General features: G+C 71.1%; 19 protein-coding genes. 8 read left to right on the top strand and 11 right to left on the bottom strand.

What is annotated here, in order from left to right:
• Positions 1 to 68 precede the first annotated feature (68 nt).
• From M4D54_RS08700 to M4D54_RS08690, 3 genes are read right to left on the bottom strand one after another with little or no spacing between them, the layout of a single operon-like run.
• Positions 69 to 1,475 (bottom strand): extracellular solute-binding protein, encoded by a 1,407-nt coding sequence (locus tag M4D54_RS08700; RefSeq protein ID WP_193865766.1) that lies wholly within the window; start codon positions 1,473 to 1,475, stop codon positions 69 to 71.
• On the bottom strand, positions 1,472 to 2,395 hold the full coding sequence (locus tag M4D54_RS08695) for a carbohydrate ABC transporter permease (protein ID WP_193865765.1): 924 nt from the start codon (positions 2,393 to 2,395) through the stop codon (positions 1,472 to 1,474). Before M4D54_RS08695 ends, M4D54_RS08700 begins: the two co-directional genes overlap by 4 nt.
• Positions 2,396 to 2,411: 16 nt before the next feature.
• Positions 2,412 to 3,269 carry a carbohydrate ABC transporter permease gene (locus tag M4D54_RS08690; RefSeq protein ID WP_228019259.1) on the bottom strand — a complete coding sequence of 286 codons (858 nt, stop codon included), beginning with the start codon at positions 3,267 to 3,269 and terminating at the stop codon, positions 2,412 to 2,414.
• Positions 3,270 to 3,654: 385 nt separating this feature from the next.
• Here M4D54_RS08690 and M4D54_RS08685 point away from each other — a divergent pair, with 385 nt between their 5' ends.
• Positions 3,655 to 4,917 carry an ROK family protein gene (locus M4D54_RS08685; RefSeq protein WP_193865763.1) on the top strand — a complete coding sequence of 421 codons (1,263 nt, stop codon included), beginning with the start codon at positions 3,655 to 3,657 and terminating at the stop codon, positions 4,915 to 4,917.
• A gap of 87 nt (positions 4,918 to 5,004) precedes the next feature.
• Here the strand turns inward: M4D54_RS08685 and M4D54_RS08680 are convergent, their stop codons facing one another.
• Both M4D54_RS08680 and panD read right to left on the bottom strand, forming a co-directional pair.
• Entirely contained in the window at positions 5,005 to 5,931 is a 927-nt protein-coding gene (locus tag M4D54_RS08680) for an AEC family transporter (protein ID WP_193865762.1), read from the bottom strand.
• A 26-nt stretch (positions 5,932 to 5,957) separates the two neighbouring features.
• Positions 5,958 to 6,365, bottom strand: a complete 408-nt coding sequence (gene panD, locus M4D54_RS08675; RefSeq protein WP_193865761.1) for an aspartate 1-decarboxylase — start codon at positions 6,363 to 6,365, stop codon at positions 5,958 to 5,960.
• Between the two features lie 57 nt (positions 6,366 to 6,422).
• Between panD and M4D54_RS08670 the strand changes: the two genes are divergently transcribed.
• Together M4D54_RS08670 and M4D54_RS08665 are read left to right on the top strand one after the other, a co-directional pair.
• A complete protein-coding gene (locus tag M4D54_RS08670; RefSeq protein ID WP_259890980.1) occupies positions 6,423 to 8,036 on the top strand; it encodes a DEAD/DEAH box helicase in 1,614 nt (537 codons plus the stop codon).
• Entirely contained in the window at positions 8,033 to 9,427 is a 1,395-nt protein-coding gene (locus M4D54_RS08665) for an L-serine ammonia-lyase (RefSeq protein ID WP_259890979.1), read from the top strand. The genes M4D54_RS08670 and M4D54_RS08665 overlap by 4 nt, the downstream gene beginning before the upstream one ends.
• On the opposite strand, the gene M4D54_RS08660 is transcribed toward M4D54_RS08665, so the two are convergent.
• From M4D54_RS08660 to M4D54_RS08650, 3 genes are read right to left on the bottom strand one after another with little or no spacing between them, the layout of a single operon-like run.
• A complete protein-coding gene (locus M4D54_RS08660) occupies positions 9,408 to 10,532 on the bottom strand; it encodes an AMP-binding protein (protein WP_193865759.1) in 1,125 nt (374 codons plus the stop codon). The two genes, M4D54_RS08665 and M4D54_RS08660, sit on opposite strands and share 20 nt — an antisense overlap.
• The gene (locus M4D54_RS08655; protein ID WP_193865758.1) at positions 10,529 to 11,353 is read right to left on the bottom strand and encodes an SDR family oxidoreductase; all 825 of its coding nucleotides are present in this window, start codon (positions 11,351 to 11,353) and stop codon (positions 10,529 to 10,531) included. The genes M4D54_RS08660 and M4D54_RS08655 overlap by 4 nt, the downstream gene beginning before the upstream one ends.
• Positions 11,354 to 11,399: 46 nt before the next feature.
• Positions 11,400 to 12,461: an NADH:flavin oxidoreductase/NADH oxidase gene (locus M4D54_RS08650; RefSeq protein ID WP_259890984.1), complete on the bottom strand. Its 1,062-nt coding sequence runs from the start codon at positions 12,459 to 12,461 to the stop codon at positions 11,400 to 11,402.
• Between the two features lie 249 nt (positions 12,462 to 12,710).
• Here M4D54_RS08650 and M4D54_RS08645 point away from each other — a divergent pair, with 249 nt between their 5' ends.
• The 3 genes from M4D54_RS08645 (at position 12,711) to acs (ending at position 15,824) form a co-directional block, all read left to right on the top strand.
• Entirely contained in the window at positions 12,711 to 12,911 is a 201-nt protein-coding gene (locus M4D54_RS08645; protein WP_193865757.1) for a CopG family transcriptional regulator, read from the top strand.
• The gene (locus tag M4D54_RS08640; RefSeq protein WP_193865756.1) at positions 12,908 to 13,705 is read left to right on the top strand and encodes a VOC family protein; all 798 of its coding nucleotides are present in this window, start codon (positions 12,908 to 12,910) and stop codon (positions 13,703 to 13,705) included. The genes M4D54_RS08645 and M4D54_RS08640 overlap by 4 nt, the downstream gene beginning before the upstream one ends.
• A gap of 133 nt (positions 13,706 to 13,838) precedes the next feature.
• A complete protein-coding gene (acs, locus tag M4D54_RS08635) occupies positions 13,839 to 15,824 on the top strand; it encodes an acetate--CoA ligase (RefSeq protein WP_193865755.1) in 1,986 nt (661 codons plus the stop codon).
• Here the strand turns inward: acs and M4D54_RS08630 are convergent.
• From M4D54_RS08630 to M4D54_RS08620, 3 genes are read right to left on the bottom strand one after another with little or no spacing between them, the layout of a single operon-like run.
• A complete protein-coding gene (locus M4D54_RS08630; RefSeq protein ID WP_259890977.1) occupies positions 15,808 to 16,758 on the bottom strand; it encodes a DUF4097 domain-containing protein in 951 nt (316 codons plus the stop codon). The two genes, acs and M4D54_RS08630, sit on opposite strands and share 17 nt — an antisense overlap.
• On the bottom strand, positions 16,758 to 17,411 hold the full coding sequence (locus M4D54_RS08625; RefSeq protein WP_259890976.1) for a response regulator transcription factor: 654 nt from the start codon (positions 17,409 to 17,411) through the stop codon (positions 16,758 to 16,760). Before M4D54_RS08625 ends, M4D54_RS08630 begins: the two co-directional genes overlap by 1 nt.
• Positions 17,408 to 18,760, bottom strand: a complete 1,353-nt coding sequence (locus tag M4D54_RS08620) for a sensor histidine kinase (RefSeq protein WP_259890974.1) — start codon at positions 18,758 to 18,760, stop codon at positions 17,408 to 17,410. The genes M4D54_RS08625 and M4D54_RS08620 overlap by 4 nt, the downstream gene beginning before the upstream one ends.
• 113 nt (positions 18,761 to 18,873) lie before the next feature.
• Between M4D54_RS08620 and M4D54_RS08615 the strand changes: the two genes are divergently transcribed.
• The gene (locus tag M4D54_RS08615; RefSeq protein WP_193865753.1) at positions 18,874 to 20,082 is read left to right on the top strand and encodes a LacI family DNA-binding transcriptional regulator; all 1,209 of its coding nucleotides are present in this window, start codon (positions 18,874 to 18,876) and stop codon (positions 20,080 to 20,082) included.
• Positions 20,083 to 20,171: 89 nt separating this feature from the next.
• On the top strand, positions 20,172 to 20,650 hold a 479-nt coding region (locus M4D54_RS08610), incomplete at its 3' end, for a phage holin family protein (RefSeq protein ID WP_259890973.1).

The following is a 20,650-nucleotide window of genomic DNA, read 5'->3' as shown; positions in this document are numbered from 1 at the left end:
GGCCCCAGAGCAGAGACGCCCCGGCCGACCCTGTGGCGGCCGACCGGGGCGCCACCTGGTACCGGTGCTCAGCTGTCCTTCGGCAGCTTGAAGTTCGGGTCGGGCTCTCCGAAGCCCTCCGGCAGAGCGATCGGGCAGAACTGCTGCATGGTGGGGTCGACGTACTGCTGGGCCTCCTGGACCAGGTTCTCCGGGGTGTCGGAGCCCTGGTTGAGGCTGCCCTGCATGGTGAACATGGCGTCCCACAGCTTGGTGCCCACCGGCAGCGGCGGGCGCGACAGCGCCACCTCCATCAGCTCCACGAAGAAGCGGATGTCCTGGCTCCAGCCCTCCGGATCAGCCACCGTCTCCAGGTTGGTGGGGATGCGGCTGATCTGCGGCATCATGATCTTCTGCCCCTCGTAGCCGGCATAGAACTTGAAGAAATCCCAGGCGGCCTTGGACATGCTCGACCCCTTCGGCATGGTCAGCGCGAAGCCACCGGCCCAGGTGAATGGGTCGCCGCCCTCCTCGGGGACCGGGAGGTGGGTGACCGCGTACTCCATGTCGGGCTTGTAGTCGGCCTGCGACTGCACGCCCCAGGGGCCGGAGATCTGGAACAGCTGCCGGTCCGAGAAGAAGGAGGTCTGGGTGGGCGGCGCGTTCGGCGGCTGGTAGGTCGCCTTGAACGCATCCAGTCGGGGGAAGTCCAGTCGTTCCACCCACCCGCGGTACATGGTGGCCACGTCCAGCATCTGCGGGCTGTCCAGCAGCACCCGGCAGTTCTGGTTGTCGAAGAACTCCACGCCGTTGGCCATCGCCCACATCAGCAGGGAAGCCTGATCGTCCCAGGGGATCCAGGTGACCCGCTCATAGGTTCCGCGATCGTCCTGGACGCTGAACTGCTCCTCGATCTCCCACAGCTGGTCGTAGCTCATGGGGCCGTTGTTCGGATCCAGCAGGGCCAGATCGATGCCGGCCTCCTTGGCCAGACCCATGTTGACGTACAGACCGCGGGTGTCGGTGTCCATCGGCAGGCCGAAGTACTGCCCGTCGTAGAACAGCTCGTCGGTCGCGAACTTGACCCACCCGGCCATGAACTCCTCGACGCTGACGTCCTCGTACTCCTCGATGAGCGGGTCGATCGGTTCGAGCAGCCCCAGCGAGGCGAACTGGGCGCCGTTGAAGCGGTCCATGAAGTAGACGTCCGGCCCGGTGCGACCGCGCACGGCGGTGATGACGCTGGAGGCGTCGCCCTGACCGTTGGACGGCACCTGGGAGACCTGGACCGTGATGTCCGGGTTCTGCTCGGTGAAGGCCTCGATGATCTGGGCCTCCACGTCGGCGTCGGAGGCCCAGATGCCCCAGACGCGCACGACGTTCGGGTCGCGGTCCTCTCCGACGGGACGGTTGGTGCAGCCGACGATCGAGCCTCCGGCGACGGAGACGGTCGCACCGGCGCCCAGGGCCCTCAGCAGGGTTCGACGATCGATCACTTGAAACCTCCGAGGGTGATGCCACTGATGAAGTAGCGCTGGAACGCGAAGAACAGGATCACCAGCGGCAGCAGCACCAGGAACGATGCCGCCATCAGCAGGTTGAACTGGATGTCCTGCGAGTTCACGGAACGGAACACCTGCATACCGATGGAGAGCGTCTGCTTGGACTGGTCCTGCAGGTAGATCAGCGGCCCCATGAAGTCGTTCCACGTGCCCACCGCAGAGAAGATGGCGATGACGGTGATCGCCGGACGGGCCGTGGGGAACACGATCCGCCACGCGATCGACCACTCGCTGGCGCCGTCGACACGGGCCGCATCGAGCATGTCGCGCGGGGTCTGCAGCATGAACTGCCGCAGCAGGAAGGTGAAGAACCCTCCGGCGAACAGGGCGGGTGCGATCAGCGGTACCCAGGTGTTGACGAAGCCGAGCCCCGCCCACATGTCGAACATGGGGATCAGGGTCACCGGGAACGGCAGGAACAGCGTGGCCAGCACGATGAAGAACACCTTGTTGCGGCCGGGCCAGTCGATGCAGGCAAACCCGTAGGCGACGATGAAGTTCGAGACCACGCTGAGCACCACCACGCTGATGGTGATGATCACGGTGTTGCGGAAGAACAGCCAGAACGGCATCACGGTGACGGCATCGGCGAAGTTCTGCCACCGCAGCTCGGTGGGGAACAGGGTGGGTGGGAACTGGGCGAGCTCCTCCGGCGTCTTCAACGCGGAGATCAGCATCCAGTACAGCGGCAGCGAGAACAGTGCCAGCACCACGATCATGATGATGCGGGAGACCCACGCGCTGACCGGGCCCGGCCGGGAGCCGTCGGGATTGCGCCCGTAGTTCGAGCGGGACTTGAGCTTGATGCCGGTGTCGAGCGCACGCGATCCGGCGCTCATCTGATTGATGGCCATGATGTACCCCTCTTCCTCAGCCGGCCGACACGTCGTAGTTCACGAACCGGCGGGAGAGCCAGTAGATGAGCCCTGCCAGCAGCATGCCGAACAGGAACAGGAGCACCGCAAGGGCAGAGGCATAGCCCAGCTGACCGTAGGAGAAGGCGTTGCGGTACAGGTACAGCATGTAGAACAGGGTCGAGTTGTCCGGACCGCCGTTGGTCATGATGTAGGCCTCGGTGAACACCATCATGGCGCCGGAGACTCCCGTGATCAGGTTGAACAGGATCGTGGGGGTCAGCAGCGGGATGGTGATCGAGAGGAACTGCCGGAACCGGGAGGCGCCGTCGATGCGGGCGGCCTCATAAAGGGTCTCGGGGATGTTCCGCAGGCCCGCCAGGTAGATGAGCGCCGCATTGCCGGCACCCAGCTGCGCCATGATGATCATGACCAGCTTCGCGTACCGCGGCTCGCCCAGCAGGTTGGTGTCCGGCATCCCGAACAGGCCCAGGAACTGGTTGACGATGCCGAACTGGGGGTTCACGAACACGATGAAGATGAACGACATCGCGAACATCGGGATCAGCGAGGGCAGGTACAGCAGGGTGCGGTACAGCGCCACCTCCCGCACATTGCGGTTCATGGCCAAAGCCAGCAGCAGGGCGATGACCAGCCCCAGAGGCACGGCGATCGCCATGTAGTACGCCGTGTTGCCCACGGCGGTCCGCACCAGCGGATCCGCAATGGCGCTCACGTAGTTCTGCAGGCCGATGAAGGTGGGGGTCTGCATCCCGGAGTACTGGGTCAGGCTGATCACGAAGGAGTAGATCAGGGGGTAGATCACGAAGACCAGGACGCCGATGATCCACGGTGAGATGAACAGCAGGCCCATCCGGAGGTTCCGCTTCTCGCGTCCGCTGAGCTTCGTGCGTCCTCGTGTGCGGGTCCCGTCCGGGTCGGGGGCGCGTGGGCCGGCCTGAGGTGTGATCCCCGCTGATGGCCCCGCCCCGGGTGCCCCCGTTCCCGGAGTCCCCCCGGTGGTGGCGCTCGCGCTCATGGCGCTCCTTTCCGTTCGTCGCCGCGCCATCGTCGGCGCGGACCTGCGGAGACGGTGGGCTGGCGCCCGCGCGGCCACCCGAAGAGGAGGGGGACCGCGCCGTCCCGTGTGAGGTACGTTACTCACACTGATGGACTTAATCAACAACACGCCGACACCCGTCCGAAACAGCCGGCCATGCGGAGGCGCGGGGTCGCATAGCGCGAGGGACGGAGGAGCGATGCGGGGTTCGTCGATGACGGACATCGGCGCATACAACGAGAAGCTCGTGCTGCAGATGATCCGTGAGGCCCCGGAGGGGATCGGACAGGCCGAGGTGGTTCGCCGCAGCAACCTCTCCCGGCAGGCCGTCTCGCTGATCACCCGCCGGCTGCTCGCCGAGGGGCTGGTGGAGACGGCGGGACGACAGGTCAGCGGTCGCGGGAAGCCGACCACGCTGCTGCGCGTGGTGGCCGACTCGCGGCTTGCGATCGGGGTGCACCTGGATCCCGCCTACGTGTCCGTGGTGGTGTGCGATCTGCTGGCACGCCCGCTGGCCGGCACCCGGCTCCCCGCGCCCTCCGCCGATCCAGCGCAGGACATCCGGCAGATCGGGGAGGCCATCGACCAGCTGGCGGCCCGCATCGACGCGGTGCGGCCGCCGCAGCAGCCAGGGCAGGGCAGGAACGGCCGCCGGCTGCTGCTCGGCGTGGGGATCGCGGCCCCGGCCGCGCTGGATTCGACCACCGGCGTCGTGATCGATCCCCCGTGGATCCCGGGCTGGCGGAACGTCGCCGTGGTCGATGCCCTGCAGGCGGCCACCGGGTTGCCCTGCCTGTTGGACAAGGACACCAACGCCGTTCTCACGGGCGAGATCTGGACCGAGCACCTGCCCTCCGATGAGACGGTGCTGTACATCTACGTGGGCCACGGGGTGGGCTCCGCCGTGAGCGGGGGGAGGCAGGTGCATCGCGGCGGCACCACCCAGGCGGGGGAGATCGGGCACCTGCCCATCGGCCGCGCCGATTGTCGGTGCACCTGCGGAAGGCACGGGTGCCTGAGCCTCTACACCGACGCCCTGCCGCTCATGGAGCGGGCTCGCGAGGCAGGCGTGCACCTGCCTGCCGATACTCCTGTCCCGCACGCGATGGAGGCCATCGGAAAGAGCGCAGGTGCCGGGCATCCGGGGGCCTGCTCCGTGATCCGTGAGCACGGTGCCGCTCTCGGGGAGGCGCTCCAGATCCTGGTGGGCATCCACGACCCCGACCGCATCATCGTGGGTGGCCCGACCTGGATGCACCTGCGCGAGCACGGGATGCCGCCGATCCGGGAGGCACTGGCCGAGTGGAGGCAGCAGGGGAGAGCGGAGCCCGACAGCTCGCGGCTCGGCAACGAGGCCGGTGCGGTGGGGGCGGCCAGCCTGTTCCTGGACCAGGAGCTGGCCCCGGAGACACCCACCGCCGCGGCAGGGCAGCCCGTGGGGCGTCCCGTCGCGGCGGTGTGAGGGTGCGGGTGAGCCGCCGACCGGCCCGCCCGCCGGCTCTCAGGCGACGGCGTTCTCGCTGGTCCACCAGGAGTTGAACGTGGCTGGTCAGGCCCCCAGGGCGACGGCCAGCACCATCAGCACCACCACGGTGCCGACGGTGGTCACCAGCACCGTGTCCCGGGCGAGGTTCTCGGCGGCCTCGTAGCGAGCCGCAGCCACGAACACGTTCTGCGCGGTGGGCAGTGCGGCCATCACCACCACCTCGTACAGATCCTGCCCCCGCAGGCCCAGCGCGGCGCCGATCCCCAGGGCGATCAGCGGCATCACCACGAGCTTGGTGGTCGAGGACGCCGCGATCAGGCCCCGGTAGCCGTCGTCCCGGGCGAAGGGGCGAGAGCCGTGCAGCGACAGCCCGTAGGCCAGCAGCATGGCCGGGATCGCCATGTCCGCGAGGGAGCGCACCGGCTGCAGCGCCACCTCCGGCAGCTGGACCCCCGCTGCCGAGAGCGCCAGTCCCACGGCCGAGGCGATGATCGTGGGATTGGCCAGGATGGTGCGCGCCACCCCGGCCGGGCCCGGTCGGCGCTCCTGGGTGAGGGAATGCAGCACGAACAGGTACAGCGGGGTGTACACCGCCTGCTGGAACAGGATCACCGGGATCGCGTGCGAGATGTCCCCCAGCACGTAGAGGGCGATCGGGAAGCCCATGTTCGCGCCGTTGACCACCGATCCGCTGATCGCCGCGACCACCAGGTCCACACCCCGCCGGGAGGTCAGCACCCGCAGTGCGACCAGCAGCACGGCGCCTGTGCTCAGGCCCGCGAGGGCCGCCACCAGCATGGGGGTCGACAGCACCTCGGTGGGCTCGGACTGCAGCAGCCCCACCAGCACCAGTGCAGGAGAGGCCAGGAAGAAGGTGGTGCGGTTCAGCACGTACCGCGCGTGCGGGCCCAGCACGCCGGTGCGGGCCGTCAGCCAGCCCACCCCGATCAGGGCCCAGACGATGAAGAAGCCGCTGAGGACGCCCGACACGGTTCAGATCCCCGAGCGGGCCTGCATCAGCGGCTGGCGACCTGGCCCGGCATGCCGGGCACGGGCTGAGCGGGATCGTTGCCGATCTGCACGATGCGGTTCTCGCCGTCCACGTGCACCACGGTGGGCTGGTGGCTGCGCGCCTCGGCGTCCTCGAACATGCCGTAGGCGATGATGATCACCAGATCCCCTGGCTTCACCAGGTGGGCGGCCGCACCGTTGATGCTGATCTGGCCGGATCCGCGCTCGCCGGTGATGGCGTAGGTCTCCAGGCGCGAGCCGTTGGTGATGTCCACGATGGAGACCTGCTCGTTCTCCAGGATCCCGGCGGCCTCCAGCAGGTCGGCGTCGATCGTCACCGACCCCACGTAGTGGAGGTCGGCCTGGGTGACGGTGGCCCGGTGGATCTTGGAGGTCATCATTGTGCGCAGCATCGTCCCCAGTCTCGCATGCGCGATGATGGGTACCGCCCCACCGTCAGGAGAATCACGATGCCCAAGGCACGCCGCCGATCGGCCCACCGTTCCCAGCGTTTCGAGGACATGGCCCTGCCCGAGGAAGTGCTCGGTGTCCTCACCGAGCAGGGGCTGGACCGTGCCTTCGAGATTCAGGAGGCGATCCTGCCCGATGCCCTCGCCGGCCGCGACGTGCTGGCCCGCGCGGAGACCGGCTCCGGCAAGACCCTCGCCTTCACCCTGGCGATGACCTCCCGCTTCCGGGGCCGCAAGGTCCACCGGCGCCGTCCCCTCGGGGTGGTGCTGGTGCCCACCCGTGAACTGGCCGTGCAGGTGGTGGACACCATCCACCCCTTCGCCCGGGCACTGGGGATCAGGGCCCAGCTGGTGGCCGGCGGGATGAGCATCGAGAAGCAGGCCGATGCGGTGGCCCGGGGGGTGGAGATCATCGTGGCGACCCCGGGCCGGCTGATCGATCTGGCCGAGCGCGGCGCCCTGATGCTAGACCGTGTGGAGACCACCGTGATCGACGAGGCCGACCACATGGCCGACCTCGGCTTCCTGCCGCAGGTGCGGGACATCCTGGCCGCTGTCCCCATGGGCACCCAGAAGATGCTGTTCTCCGCCACCCTCGACGGTCAGGTGGAGGAGATCGTGGATGCCTTCCTGGTGGATCCGGTCTCCCACGAGACCGTGCCGGTGGCGGCGGCGGTGGCCACCATGCAGCACCACGTGCTGGCCATCGATCCCTCTGCCAAGCGCGAGGTCACCGCGCGGTTGGCCGCGCGGCGGGGCCGCACGCTGCTGTTCACCCGCACTCAGCTGGGGGCCGAGCGCGTGGCCCGGGAACTGGTGGAGGTGGGCATCGCGGCAGCCGCCCTCCACGGCAGCAAGCAGCAGGGGCTGCGCACCAATGTGCTCGCCGGCTTCCGACAGGGAGCCTTCCCCGTGCTGGTGGCCACCGACGTGGCCGCCCGTGGCCTGCACATCGACGACGTCACCATGGTGGTGCACGTGGATCCGGCCGACGACGTCAAGGAGTACGTGCACCGCTCCGGTCGCACCGCCCGGGCGGGTGCGGAGGGCACCGTGGTCACCCTCGCCCTGCCTCATCAGGTGGCAAAGACCCGCTCCGTGGTCGAGGGCGCCAAGGTGGAGCCTGGCTGGGACGAGGTCGCGGACGCCGAGGCCCCGGTGCTGGTCGCGCTCGGCGGGTGCCGTCCCTCCGGGGAGCCGGTCGAGGACCCGGCCATGACGAAGTACAAGGGCGCGCCCCGCAAGCTCGACCTGACCCGCGGTGGCCGCCGCGCCGGTGCCGACGCCTCCCGTGCCGAGGAGCGCAGGGCCAATGAGGAGCGTCGCGCCTCCTGGGAGGAGGATCCCGCATCGCGTCCCGGGGCGGCGCCCCGCAGGGGAGGCGGACGCCGTGGCCGGAGCGGAAACGGCCGGGGCGGGCAGAGCGGTACTGGCCGGGGCGGACGGAGCGGTACTGGCCGGGGTGGGCAGAGCGGTACCGGCCGGGGCGGACAGGGCGGTACCGGCCGGGGCGGACAGGGCGGTACCGGCCGGAGCGGCAGCGCGGGGCGCGGGCGTCCCGGTCGTGGTGGTCAGGGCGGCTCCGGCCGCGGTAGAGGGAAGGGATCGCGATGAGCATCAGTTTGTTCGACCTGTTCAAGATCGGCATCGGGCCCTCCAGCTCCCATACGGTGGGTCCGATGCGGGCCGCGGCGATGTTCGCCAGCCAGGTGCTCGAGGACCAGCAGGTGGCCCCGCGCCTCGCCGACGTGGCCGTGCACCTGTACGGCTCTCTCGCCGCCACCAGCCACGGTCACGGCACGCTCGATGCCGTGGTCATGGGCCTGGAGGGTGCGGACCCCGAGACGGTGGACCCGGTGGCGGGTCGGGAACGGGTGGCCACGATCGAACGGGAGGGCGGGCTGCTGCTGGACGGCCGGGTGCCGGTCTCCCTGCGTCCCAGCAGCATCGTGCTGCACCCCCTGACCTTTCTGCCCCAGCACTCCAACGGCATGACCTTCATCGCGCTGGACGCCGACGGTGAGGAGCTGCTGCGACGCCCCATGTTCTCGGTGGGCGGCGGCTTCGTGGTCGACGAGGCCGACATGGACCAGTCGATGGCGGACGTCGCCTCCGAGGAGCAGGGCAGTGCCATCTTCACCACCGGCGCCGAGCTGCTGCGGGTGTGCGAGGAGCGCGGCATCTCGATCTCCGAGGCGATGCTGATGCGGGAGCGGCAGTGGCGCAGCGACGAGGAGATCCGCACCGGGGCACTGGAGATCTGGCGCACCATGAGCGGGTGCATCGAGCGGGGCGTGAGCACGCACGGCGTGCTGCCCGGCGGCCTCGAGGTCAAGCGCCGCGCGGCGTCCTGGTACGAGTCGCTCAGCGCCGAGGACCCGGTCAAACTGCCCATGAACGCCTTCGAGTGGGTGTCCCTGGCCGCGCTGGCCGTCAACGAGGAGAACGCCGCCGGTGGCCGCGTGGTCACCGCCCCCACCAACGGTGCCGCCGGCATCATCCCGGCGGTGATGCACTTCGCCACCACGTACATCGAGGGTGTGGACCCGGACGAGATCGCGGTGCGGTTCCTGCTGACCGCCGGCGCGATCGGCTCGCTGTACAAGGAGCACGCCTCCATCTCGGGTGCCGAGGTGGGCTGCCAGGGCGAGGTGGGATCGGCCTGCTCGATGGCGGCCGCGGCCCTGTGCGAGGCGATGGGCGGCAAGCCCGCCCAGGTGGAGAACGCCGCGGAGATCGCCATGGAGCACAACCTCGGCCTGACCTGCGACCCGGTGGCGGGCCTGGTGCAGGTCCCGTGCATCGAGCGCAATGCCATGGCCGCCGTCAAGGCGATCACCGCCGCCCGCTTCGCACTGCGCGGCACGGGGGAGCACTTCGTGTCCCTGGACACGGTCATCGAGACCATGCGCCAGACCGGAAAGGACATGAACGAGCGCTACAAGGAGACGGCCATGGGCGGCCTGGCCGTCACCGCGGTGCCGGTCAGTCGCCCGGACTGCTGAGCAGCACCACCTCGCGGGGTACCGCGGCCGCACCCAGCCGGTCCCGCACCAGGGAGCGCAGCTCCTGGCCCGTCGGCACGGCGGCCTCGCCCGGTGAGGGCGTGACCTCGGCGACGGTGCGCGCCCCGAAGCGCTCGTCCTCCACCACCCGCAGGCGCACTGCCGCCACGCCTGGATGCGAGACCAGCAGGCGGGCCACCGCCCGCGGGTCGTGCAGCATCCCCCCGGAGGAGACGGCGCCGTCGGCCCGGCCGGTCACCCGTACCCGGCCCTGCTTATCGAGGTGCCCGCGGTCGGTCACCAGCTCCTTGCCCCCGGTGAAGGGGGTGCGCACGATCAGCAGACCGTCCTGCTCGCGGATCCGAACCCCGGCCAGCGGCCGCCCGTCCACGGCGATCGGACCGGTCTCCGTGGTGCCGTACACGTCGTGCACCCGCGCCCGTAAGTGTCGGGCCAGATCCGCGCGCAGCGCCGCGGGCAGCACGTCGGAGCCGGAGATCACCCGGGGGATCTGCAGGGGACGCCCGCGGGCATGCTCCTGATCAGCGGCGAGGACGTCCGCCAGGTGCACGGGGACACCGGTCAGCAGCTGGGGGCGCTCGCGGTGGAGCAGCTGCACGCGCTGGGCCGGGCGCAGGTGGCTCAGGTCCACCAGAGGGGAGCCCAGCACCAGTGCCCCCAGACCCACCAGCAGGCCATGGCCGTGCACGCCCGGGGCGGCGCTGGCGATGCTGGCGCCGCCGCGCAGCCCGATCCGACGGGCCAGGTCCCTCAGGGTGCGCAGCTGGGCCGCCGAGAGCGGTCCCCGGCGCTGCAGGTGGGGAGGGCCGGTGCTGCCGCTGGACCGCATCTCCAGCTCGTCGCCGGCGGTGAGCGCAGTCGCCAGGACCTGCCGCAGCGGAGCGTCGGGGGGCAGCTCGGCCACCTGCGGCGGGCAGCGCGGCACGGACCGTGCGGAGGTGGCCGTGCGGCCGCGGTGCATCAGCGCGGTGATCCCGTCGAGGTCGCGTGCCGTCAGCTCTCCCTTGGCGTCGGTGAGGACCACCCGGCGGGGCTGCAGACGGGCCCGCAGGCGCAGGGCGGTGCGGGCCTGGAGGATCCTCATGACCGACGCTCCGGAGCCCGGTGTCGCAGCGAGCGGAACGGGCGGGCCGATCGGTCGCGGCGGAGCAGCCGGGCGACCCAGCCCTGGCCCCTGCCGGCCAGATGAGCGGAGCGCGCCGGTGCGGCCTGGGACACCACGGCCCCGATCCGCGCCCACCACGGCGAGATCAGGCTGCGATCGCCGTCCAGGGCCCGCAGCACCATCGCCGCTGCCTGCTCGGGGCTGAGGGCGGTCCGAGGATCGGAGCCGTAGGTGGGGGCGGCCATCGCGGTGGCCACCAGTGGCATCTCCACCACGCAGATGCCCACGCCGCGGGCGGAGGCCTCCGGGCGCAGGGCCCGCAGCCAGGTGTCCAGCCCGCTCTTGGTGGCCGCGTAGGCGGCCCAGCCCGGGGTGGGGATGCGGGTGGTCGCGCTGGTGACGGCCACCACCCGGCCTCTTCCACGGGCGCACATCGGCTCCAGCAGCGCCAGGATCAGCGTGGCCGGGCCCAAAAGGTTGGTGCCGGCCAGGCGCACCAGGTCATGGGGCCGCCCGAAGGTCTCGCTGAGGCCGCGATGGATCGAGTGCCCGGCCAGCGCGATCACCGCCTCGGGCACACCGTCCTGCAGGATCGCTGCCGCCATGTGTGAGACCGCCTCCTGGTCGCGCAGGTCGCAGGCATGGACGGTGGCGGTCCCGCCGGCCTCGCGCACCCGCGCCGCCAGGGCCTGCAGGCGTGCCTCGTCGCGGGCCGAGAGGACGAGGTGCTTACCGCGCCGGGCGAGGGCCAGGGCCAGGGCGGTGCCGATGCCGCCGGTGGCACCGGTGAGGACGATCATGCGATCAGTCCACCACACCGGGGAGGGCTCGTGGGTGCGCCGCGCCTCACCAGGAGCCGCGGCGGTACGGGCCCGGGTACAGCGAGCCGTCGCGCACCCCGAGCTCGTGGGCGGCGCGCTGCGGCCAGGCAGGCTCGCGCATCGCCACGCGCCCCAGTGCCACCGCGTCCGCGTCGCCGCGCTCGAGGATCTGCTGCGCTCCGTGGGGGTCCGTGATCAGTCCGACGGCGGCCACGGGGATGTCCGTGGCCTCGCGGATCGACCGGGCGAACCCCACCTGGTACTCGGCCTTGACCGCGATGTCGGCGATCACGGCACCACCGGTGGAGACGTGCAGGGCATCCACCCCGATCCGGGACAGGGCGCAGGCCAGCTCGATGGAATGCCGGGTGTGCCAGCCGCCGTCGATCCAGTCCGTGGCGCTGATCCGCACGATCAGCGGCTTGTGCGCGGGCCACACCTGCCGGACGGCCTCGGCGATCTCCAGGGCGAGCCGCCTGCGCCCCGCGTCGTCGCCGCCGTACTCGTCGCTGCGGGTGTTGACCAGGGGGGAGAGGAACTCGTGCACCAGGTACCCGTGGGCGAAGTGCAGCTCCACGGCGTCGAAGCCGGCCTGTTCAGCGCGGCGGGCGGCAGTCACGAAGTCGTCGATCAGAGCGGTGATCCCGGCCCGATCCAGGACCTCGGGCGGGTCGAGGCCGGGGAACGGCTCGTCGGTGGGGCCCACCGTGCGCCAGCCTCCGGCGAGCTCGGGGATCGTGCCGTGGCGGCCGGCGTAGCGGGGCAGGGACGGCCAGGTCGAGGCCTTGCGGCCCGCGTGGGCGAGCTGCACCGCGACCTTCGCTCCCTGTGCCTGGCAGAAGGAGACGATGCGGGACCAGGAGTGCATCTGGTCGTCGTTCCACAGGCCGGTGTCCTGCGGCGAGATGCGGCCCTGCGGGCACACGGCCGTGGCCTCGGTGATCAGCAGTCCGAATCCGCCGGCGGCACGGGCACCCAGGTGCATCAGGTGCCAGTCGGTGGGGATCCCGTCCTTGGCCTCGACCGAGTACTGGCACATGGGGGCCAGCCAGATGCGGTTGCGGATCTTCAGCTCCCGCAGGGACATCGGGGTGAACAGGGCCGGGGTGACATCGGCGGGCGGAGCACTGCGCGGAAGCTCGGCCTCCGTCGCCCTCGATGCCGGGGGAGTGCTGCGCACCGGAGGGCGGCGCGCGGGGCCGACGGGAGCGAGTTCAGGGACCATGGTCCCTCTACGGTAGCGCGTCACCTGGGTCGCAATGCCCGTTCTGAGACCTCTCGGGACGCTCTGGGGGTGCCCCTTGCCGACGCGGTGCAAGCTTGCTAGCTTTCTCGCATGTCAGCACCGTCGGACTCATCACCGACCCCGTCCAAGGTCCAGTTCAACGTCTATCTGCCGCAGGAACTCGTGATCGCCGTCAAGCACCGTGCGATCGACGAGTCCTCGAGTCTGAGCGACCTCGTGCGCCGAGCGCTCACCCAGTACCTCGACCATCCCCACGATGCTCGCCCCCACTGCACCGAGGAGCCCCGATGACCGCCCAGCACCCCACCGCTGCCTTCACCGTGTACCCCCTGCGCTTCACCGACGACGCCCCCGCCATGATCGCCTTCCTGCGCACCCTCGGCATGGCGCCGGTGGTGACCACCGAGGGCGGCACTTTCGCCGAGATGGTCGCCGGCGGCGGGGGTCGCGTCATGGTCCACACCGCCGAGCACGCCGAGACCGCAGCACCCGCGGGGGAGACCCAGCTGTGCCTGTCCGTCGTGGACACCGATGCCGCCGCAGCCCAGCTGCGCGACCGGGGGCTCGAGGTGCGCGTGTGGGACGAGACCTACGGGCGCCAGGGCGCCGTGCGCGGTCCCCGCGGTGAGGACATCGCCATCAACGAGCAGCAGCGGGACCTGTACGGCTACCTCGGGCATGGTGGGGCGGACGCCCAGGTGGACGATCGCCTGTCCGTCACCGCCGTCCGGGTCAGTGCCGAGGGTCCTGACCGCGACCGGGATGTCGACTTCTTCGCCGCGCTCGGCTTCGCGCCTGCCGGTGCGGGCGACCAGTGGTGGCAGGCGCTGTCCGCCCCGGGCGCGGGCACGATCGGCCTGCACGCCCCCGGTGGGGAGGACGACCGCGTCTCGCGCCCCTCCGGTACCGAGTTCGGGGACATCGCCCTGGTGCGCCTGGGATTCGAGACCGCCGAGGACCTCGATGCGCTTGCCGCCCGGCTGCGGGACGCCGGCCACGACGCCCGGGTGGTGGAGGACGAGGTGCGGTCCGTCCACGTCACCGACCCCGACGGGAAGCATCTGGAGATCCATCCGCGAACCTGACCGCGCCGACCCGGCGATCGCACGGCGGATCCGGCTCTGTGTCTCAGGTCTCAGTGCGATAGCGTGGGCGCGTTCACCAACGCCCACCGCCGCGGGACCATCCTGCGGGATCCAGACGCAGCAGGAGAGCCAGATGTCCGACGCCCCCACCGGTGCCGACGCCACGCCCCAGGAGCAGGAGGAGCAGGCGGTCTACCCGCCGCCCTCGGAGTTCGTCGAGCACGCCGTGGCCCGCCCCTCCCTGTACGGTGAGGCCGAGCGCGACCGCCTGGCCTTCTGGCGCTCCCGTGCCTCGGTGCTGAGCTGGAAGACCCCGTTCACCCATACCCTGGACTGGTCGAACCCGCCGTTCGCGAAGTGGTTCGCCGACGGCACCCTGAACGCCTGCTACAACTGCGTGGACCGCCATGTGGAGGCCGGCCACGGCGAGCAGGTGGCGCTGCTGGCGGAGTACGAGGACGGCAGCGATGCCCGCTACACCTACGCCCAGCTGCGCGAGGAGGTCTCCCGCATGGCCAACGTGCTGGGCGATCTGGGCGTGCGCACCGGGGACCGGGTGGCGATCTACCTGCCCATGGTCCCCGAGGCTGTCATCGCCATGCTGGCCTGCGCCCGCATCGGTGCCCCCCACTCGGTGGTGTTCGGCGGGTTCTCCTCCGACGCACTGCGCTCGCGCATCGAGGATGCCGAGGCGACCGCGGTGATCACTGCCGACGGTCAGTTCCGCCGCGGCAAGGCCCTGCCCCTGAAGAGCGCTGTGGACGAGGCCCTCGCCAAGGGCGGGGATTCCGTCCAGAAGGTGCTGGTGGTGCGCCGCACCGGCGGCGAGGTGGAGTGGACCGAGGGGCGCGACGTGTGGTGGCACGAGGCGCGCGAGAGCGCCTCCACCGATCACGAGCCCGTGTGGGTGGAGGCCGAGCACCCGCTGTTCATCCTCTACACCTCCGGCACCACCGGTAAGCCCAAGGGGATCGTGCACACCACCGGCGGCTACCTCACCCAGGCCGCCTACACCCACCGCGCGGTGTTCGACCTCAAGCCCTCCAGCGACGTCTACTGGTGCACGGCGGACGTCGGCTGGGTCACCGGCCACACCTACGTGGTGTACGGGCCGCTGGCCAACCGGGCCACCCAGGTGATCTACGAGGGCACCCCGGACACCCCTCACCAGGGCCGCTGGTGGGAGGTGGTGGAGAAGTACAAGGTCACCCTGTTCTACTCCTCGCCCACGGCGATCCGCACCGCCATGAAGTGGGGCGAGGAGATCCCGGGCCGCTTCGACCTGTCCAGCCTGCGCCTGCTGGGCAGCGTGGGCGAGTCCATCAACCCCGAGGCGTGGCGCTGGTACCACCGGGTGATCGGCGGGGGGCGCTGCCCCATCGTGGACACCTGGTGGCAGACCGAGACCGGTGCCATCATGATCTCCCCGCTGCCCGGGGTCACCTCCGCCAAGCCCGGCGCCGCCCAGGTGCCGCTGCCGGGCATCCGGGCCGACGTCCTCAACGACGCCGGGGACCCGGTGGCCGACGGCGATGCCGGCTACCTGGTGCTCACCGAGCCGTGGCCGGCGATGCTGCGCGGCATCTGGGGTGACGACCAGCGCTTCAAGGACACCTACTGGTCACGGTTCCCGGGCCGCTACTTCGCCGGTGACGGTGCCAAGAAGGATGAGGACGGCGACATCTGGCTGCTGGGCCGGGTGGACGACGTCATGAACGTCTCCGGGCACCGCCTGTCCACCACCGAGATCGAATCGGCCCTGGTGGCCCACGACTGGGTGGCCGAGGCCGCGGTGGTCGGTGCCAGCGACGAGACCACCGGGCAGGCCGTGGTGGCCTTCGTGATCCTGCGCGAGGAGGCGCTGGAGGAGGTCGAGGCCGCCGGCGGTGCGGAGAAGGCCGCCGAGGCCCTGCGCCTGCACGTGGGCCGGGAGATCGGGCCGATCGCCAAGCCCAAGAAGGTGCTGCTGGTGACCGAGCTTCCCAAGACCCGCTCCGGCAAGATCATGCGCCGACTGCTGCGCGACGTCGCCGAGAACCGTCAGGTGGGGGACACCCAGACCCTGGCGGACTCCTCGGTGATGGACCTCATCCAGCAGGGGTTCACCGGGAGACGCTGATATCACCGAGGCTGGTGGTGATCGACACGGTGCCGATCACCTCACCCTCGCCCGTCAAGAACGCCGGGTCCACGTCCACCGTTCCCGCGTCGGAGCCGGCCCGGACCACGCGCCGTGCGGTGCCGGGGGCGGTCATGGACACCTCTCCCACATCGTTGGTGACGGTCACGTCCCCCTCCGCGTCCAGGGGCAGCGCGATGTCCACGTCCCCGAGACTGGAGGTCACCGTGATCCCCCCGGGCACGGACGCGACGGGAGCGAGCTCCACCGAGCCCACATCGGCCTGCACGGTGATCCCCCCGGGGGCGTCGACGCTGCTCAGGCGCACGTCACCGACGTCGGAGGTCGCGGAGATCGAGGCGAACTCGCCGGCGGCGTCGATCCCGCCCACGTCGGCGCGCAGGTCCACCGCCATGCGGTGCCCCTCGGGCACCAGCACGAGCAGGTCGCGGTGCTCGTCGAGCAGGCCGCCGAAGCGGTTCATGCCGGGCTGGCTGACGGTCACTCGCGGGCCCTGGGCCGAGCCCTCGACCGCGACGCGGGCACGAGCGGTCTCCTCGGGGCCGGGCAGGTCGGTGCTGCCGGGATCGACCAGGGCCAGGGTCACCTGATCCACGTCAGGGGAGGCGGCCAGGCGGACGTCGGCCACGCGGGTGCTGAGAGCAAGCGACGGCGGTGTCCCCAGCTCATGGGTGGCTGCCACCTCGCCGAAGCCGCGGTTGATGGCCCAGGACGTCACGGACACCCCGGCCAGGGCCAGCAGTGCCAGGACCAGGAGGGCGGCGGCCACCGCCGTGGAGACGGTGCGCCAGGCGCGACCACCGCCGGGGGAGGGCGTGAGGCGCCGGGCCGGCTCGGTCCGCACCCGCGGGGACGGTGCACGGTCGAGCGTGGGGTCGGCGGCCGGTTTGAGGGGTGCGGTGGGGACGGTCATCACTGGTCCTCCGTCTCGAGATAGCGCAGCACCGCCATGACACGGCGGTTCTCGCCGTCCACGGGGGGCAGGTCGAGCTTGGTGAGCAGGGACGAGATGTGCTTCTCGACGCTGCCGGCGGAGACGAACAGCGCATCGGCGATCGCCTGGTTGGAGCGTCCCTGCGCCATCAGCGCCAGCACCTCGCGCTCGCGGGGGCTGAGGGTCTCGAGGGTGCGGCGCCGACGGGAGCGCACGAAGATCTGCTGGACCACCTCCGGGTCCAGCCAGGTGCCGCCGGAGCCGACCGTCTCCACCACCCCCAGGAAGTCCTCGACGTCGGCCACGCGGTCCTTGAGCACGTAGCCCAGTCCGCGGGGGGAGTCGGCGATCAGCTCGGAGGCGTAGCGCTCCTCGACGTACTGGGAGAGCACCAGCAGCGCCGCCTCGGGGTCCTGCTGGCGCATCAGGGTGGCCGCACGCACGCCCTCGTCGGTGAAGGTGGGGGGCATGCGCACGTCGATCACCGCCAGGTCCGGCCGGTGCGCGCTGACGGCGCTCAGCAGCGCGGTGCCGTCCCCCACCGCGGCGACCACCTCATGGCCTGCATCCGTCAGCAGCCGTTCGAGGCCGGCGCGCAGCAGCACGGCGTCGTCGGCGATCACGATCCTCATCGGAGGGCCTCCTGGGTGGGGGTGGGGGCGTCCGTCGACGGCGCCCGGGCGGGTTCATGGTCGGACTGCTCGCCGGTGCCGAGCCCGGGGCGGGCGTCCAGGGGGATCACGGCCCGCAGGACGGTACCGGTGCCGGTGGGGGGATCGGTCAGCTCCAGACGGCCACCGGTGGCTCGCACCCGGTCGGTGAGCCCCGCCAGGCCGGTGGAGACGCCGTCACGGTGCACCCGGGCTCCGCCGCGGCCGTCGTCCTCGATGCGCACCAGCAGGGTTCCTGCCTGTTCGGTGAGGGAGACCGCGGCCCGCGTGGCGTCGGCGTGCTTGGTGATGTTGGTCAGCGCCTCGGCCACCACGAAGTACGCGACGGCCTCGCGCTCGCGGTCCAGGCGGGTCTGCAGCTCGATGCTCAGGTCCACCGGGACGGAGGAGCGGGCCGCGAGGGCGGACAGCGCCGCGTCCAGTCCGCGGTCCTCGAGCACCGCGGGGTGGATGCCGCGGGCGAGCTGGCGCAGGTCCGCCATGATCCCCTTGGCCTCCGCATGGGCGTGGGAGACCAGGTCGGTGGCGCGCTGCGGATCGGTGGCGATCGCGCTCCTGGCCATGCCCAGGGTCATCGCCATCGCCACCAGGCGCGGCTGGACGCCGTCGTGCAGGTCCCGCTCGATCCGTGCACGCTCCTGAGCGGCGGCGTCGACCGCGCCCTGACGGCGGTGGGTCAGCTCGACCACCTGCTCGCGCAGGTCCTCCTCGGAGCCGGAGATCATCACCCGGGCCAGGCCCCTGTCCGCCAGGGCGCCCACCACGGCGGCGAGAGCACCGAGCACCAGGGCGGTCAGGGAGATCAGCACCAGCGCCCAGGCGGGCACGGTGATGGTGCCCAGGGTGAGGGTGCCGTGGACGAGGGCGAGCTCTGCGGCCACCCACCACACCCACAGCAGGGTCAGCAGGCACAGCAGGAAGAACGACGCCGAGAGCATCGCCAGGTGGTGGTGCAGCACCCCCCGCCAGAAAGGGCCGGAGGAGAGGTCCAGCCAGAGGTCGTGCAGCCAGCCGCCCAGCCCGGTGCGGGTGCTGCGGCGCCGGGCGGGGACGATCACGTCGATGCCGTGCACCCCGGCCGCACGATGCTGCTCGTACCGGTTCGCCAGCTGCATCAGCACCGCCCATGGGATCAGCAGCAGCAGGCCGCTGCCGGCGGCGAACAGCGATCCCACGCCGGTCAGGAACAGACTGATGCTGATCCAACCCCAGGTGAGGCCCAGCAGGCCCTCGACGACGACCACGGCCAGGGACGGCAGTCGCAGCCGTGGTCGGTGCACCGGGGCGGTGTCGGCGGTGGTGAGGTCCATGGCACTGACACTAGGCCGCCCGGGGCGCGGTTCCCACGGGGAGGTCCCGTCGAAGCAGTGGGGGAAATCCCCCAGGGGCGGCGGTCCCGTGCGGAGTGCGATTGAATGTGTCCATGAGCAACGATGCGAGCAGCCCCTCCCACGACATCATCGATCCCGCCGCCGACGGCTCCTCCCCCGACGGCGGAGGCCCCGCGGGGATCGACGGCTCCACCGGCCAGGTCGTGGAGCAGGAGGACAAGGTCGCCGGGTCCATCGCCCAGGACGAGGGCCCCACACGGGGCACCCTGCGCGATGTCGCCGACTCCCTGGGTATCTCCAGCGCGGTCGCGCTGCGCGCCCTGCGCGGCACCGACGACATCCGCCCGCTGATGGCCACCCGGGTGCGGGAGGCCGCCGAGCGCCTGAACTTCCCGCTGGAGGAGCTGGCCGACGAGGACTCCCACCACGGCGTGGTGGCCGTGCTGGTCAACACCATGCGCAACACCTGGATCTCGGACCTGGTGCGTGCCATCCGCATCGAGCTGACCGCCACCGGGCGCTCCGCCGTGGTGGTGCCCACCCGCCGCCGCGTGCCCGAGTACCCCGTCGCCGCCGACACCGAGGCCATCGAGTCCCTGGTGCGGCTCGGCGTGGACGGCTTCCTGATGATCTCGGACCTGGCCGACATGGACAGCGTGCTGGAGGCCACCGGGGACCGGCCCTTCGTCGGCATCGGCTGCTCGCGCGACTTCGTGGGGCGCTTCGACACCGTGCGCATCGACGACGAGGTGGGCCAGGGCCTGCTGGTCGACCACCTCGTGGGGCTGGGCCACACCGAGATCGCCCATGTCGGCGGGGTCGGTGCCGAGGTGGCCCGTGAGCGCGCCGATGGCTTCCGCAAGGCCATGGAGCGCCACGGCCTCAGCGAGACGGCGCGCGTCGAGCCCGGCGACTTCACCGAGCAGGTGGGCCACACCGCCGGTTCGATGCTGCTGCGCGGCAGCCGGGTCCCCACTGCCATCACCTGTGCCAACGACCTGACCGCGATCGGGGTGCTCTCCGCCGCCCGGGAGGCAGGGTACGAGGTGCCTGAGCAGCTGGCCGTGGCCGGCTACGGCAACACCTCCCTGGCCGCCTCCGGCATCGCCCAGCTCACCAGTGTGGACCCCAACTCCGATCGGCTCGGTGCGCTGGCCGCTCAGTTCCTGGTGGACCGGGTCTCCGGCCACGTGGGACCCGCCCGTGACGTGGCCGTGGCGCCCTCCATCGTGGTGCGCCGCTCCAGCTCCGCCGGACCCCGCCCCGCCCAGGAGCGCCGCAAGCGCATCTCCGTGGACTGAGGTGTGCCCGCCCACCCTGCGGTGGGTGCACACCCCGGCACGTCCTGCACGACCTGAACTGCCCCTCCCTCCTGCGATAGGCTCCGCTCATGATCAACACCACGAACGACCCGAGCACGCCGCCCACCCAGCGGTCCATCGGCGAGCTCGTCCAGTCCATCCGGGACGAGCTCCTCGGCGTCGTCCACCACGAGATCGACATCGCCAAGAAGGAGTTCACGGCGATCGCGATCAAGGCCGGGATCATCGCGGCCTGCGCCGCGGTGCTGCTGTTCCTGCTGCTCTCGGCCTGGGTGATGCTGCTGTTCTTCGCCGCCACCGGTCTCGAGGCCCTCGGCATGCCCTACTGGGGTGCGTTCCTGCTGATCGCCGGCGTGTTCATCGTGCTGAGCCTGATCGCCGGCCTGGTCGCCTTCCTGGTGTACAAGCGCATCAAGGCGCCCACCACCACGATCGAGACCGCCCAGAGCGCGGTGGGCGCCGTGCAGGGCAAGCGCCGCAGCAACGCCGTCTCCTACGACGACACCTTCGAGGAGCTCTACGGCAAGAAGGTCAGCGCCCGCACCGA

The sequence above is a fragment of the Brachybacterium sp. p3-SID1565 genome, from assembly GCF_025143785.1.
Lineage (GTDB): Bacteria > Actinomycetota > Actinomycetes > Actinomycetales > Dermabacteraceae > Brachybacterium > Brachybacterium epidermidis.
The sequence above is the reverse complement of the archived record's forward strand: the minus strand, read 5'-3'. Positions and strand labels throughout refer to the sequence as shown.

Coding starts and splice junctions, on each gene's coding strand:
- M4D54_RS08695 (WP_193865765.1), bottom strand. CDS start 2,395: ATGGCCATCAATCAGATGAGCGCCGGATCGCGTGCGCTCGACACCGGC.
- M4D54_RS08640 (WP_193865756.1), top strand. CDS start 12,908: ATGACCGCCCAGCACCCCACCGCTGCCTTCACCGTGTACCCCCTGCGC.
- M4D54_RS08660 (WP_193865759.1), bottom strand. CDS start 10,532: ATGAGGATCCTCCAGGCCCGCACCGCCCTGCGCCTGCGGGCCCGTCTG.
- M4D54_RS08685 (WP_193865763.1), top strand. CDS start 3,655: ATGCGGGGTTCGTCGATGACGGACATCGGCGCATACAACGAGAAGCTC.
- M4D54_RS08665 (WP_259890979.1), top strand. CDS start 8,033: ATGAGCATCAGTTTGTTCGACCTGTTCAAGATCGGCATCGGGCCCTCC.
- M4D54_RS08620 (WP_259890974.1), bottom strand. CDS start 18,760: ATGGACCTCACCACCGCCGACACCGCCCCGGTGCACCGACCACGGCTG.
- M4D54_RS08630 (WP_259890977.1), bottom strand. CDS start 16,758: ATGACCGTCCCCACCGCACCCCTCAAACCGGCCGCCGACCCCACGCTC.
- M4D54_RS08625 (WP_259890976.1), bottom strand. CDS start 17,411: ATGAGGATCGTGATCGCCGACGACGCCGTGCTGCTGCGCGCCGGCCTC.
- M4D54_RS08670 (WP_259890980.1), top strand. CDS start 6,423: ATGCCCAAGGCACGCCGCCGATCGGCCCACCGTTCCCAGCGTTTCGAG.
- M4D54_RS08650 (WP_259890984.1), bottom strand. CDS start 12,461: ATGTCCCTGCGGGAGCTGAAGATCCGCAACCGCATCTGGCTGGCCCCC.
- acs (WP_193865755.1), top strand. CDS start 13,839: ATGTCCGACGCCCCCACCGGTGCCGACGCCACGCCCCAGGAGCAGGAG.
- panD (WP_193865761.1), bottom strand. CDS start 6,365: ATGCTGCGCACAATGATGACCTCCAAGATCCACCGGGCCACCGTCACC.
- M4D54_RS08655 (WP_193865758.1), bottom strand. CDS start 11,353: ATGATCGTCCTCACCGGTGCCACCGGCGGCATCGGCACCGCCCTGGCC.
- M4D54_RS08690 (WP_228019259.1), bottom strand. CDS start 3,269: ATGGGCCTGCTGTTCATCTCACCGTGGATCATCGGCGTCCTGGTCTTC.
- M4D54_RS08615 (WP_193865753.1), top strand. CDS start 18,874: ATGAGCAACGATGCGAGCAGCCCCTCCCACGACATCATCGATCCCGCC.
- M4D54_RS08645 (WP_193865757.1), top strand. CDS start 12,711: ATGTCAGCACCGTCGGACTCATCACCGACCCCGTCCAAGGTCCAGTTC.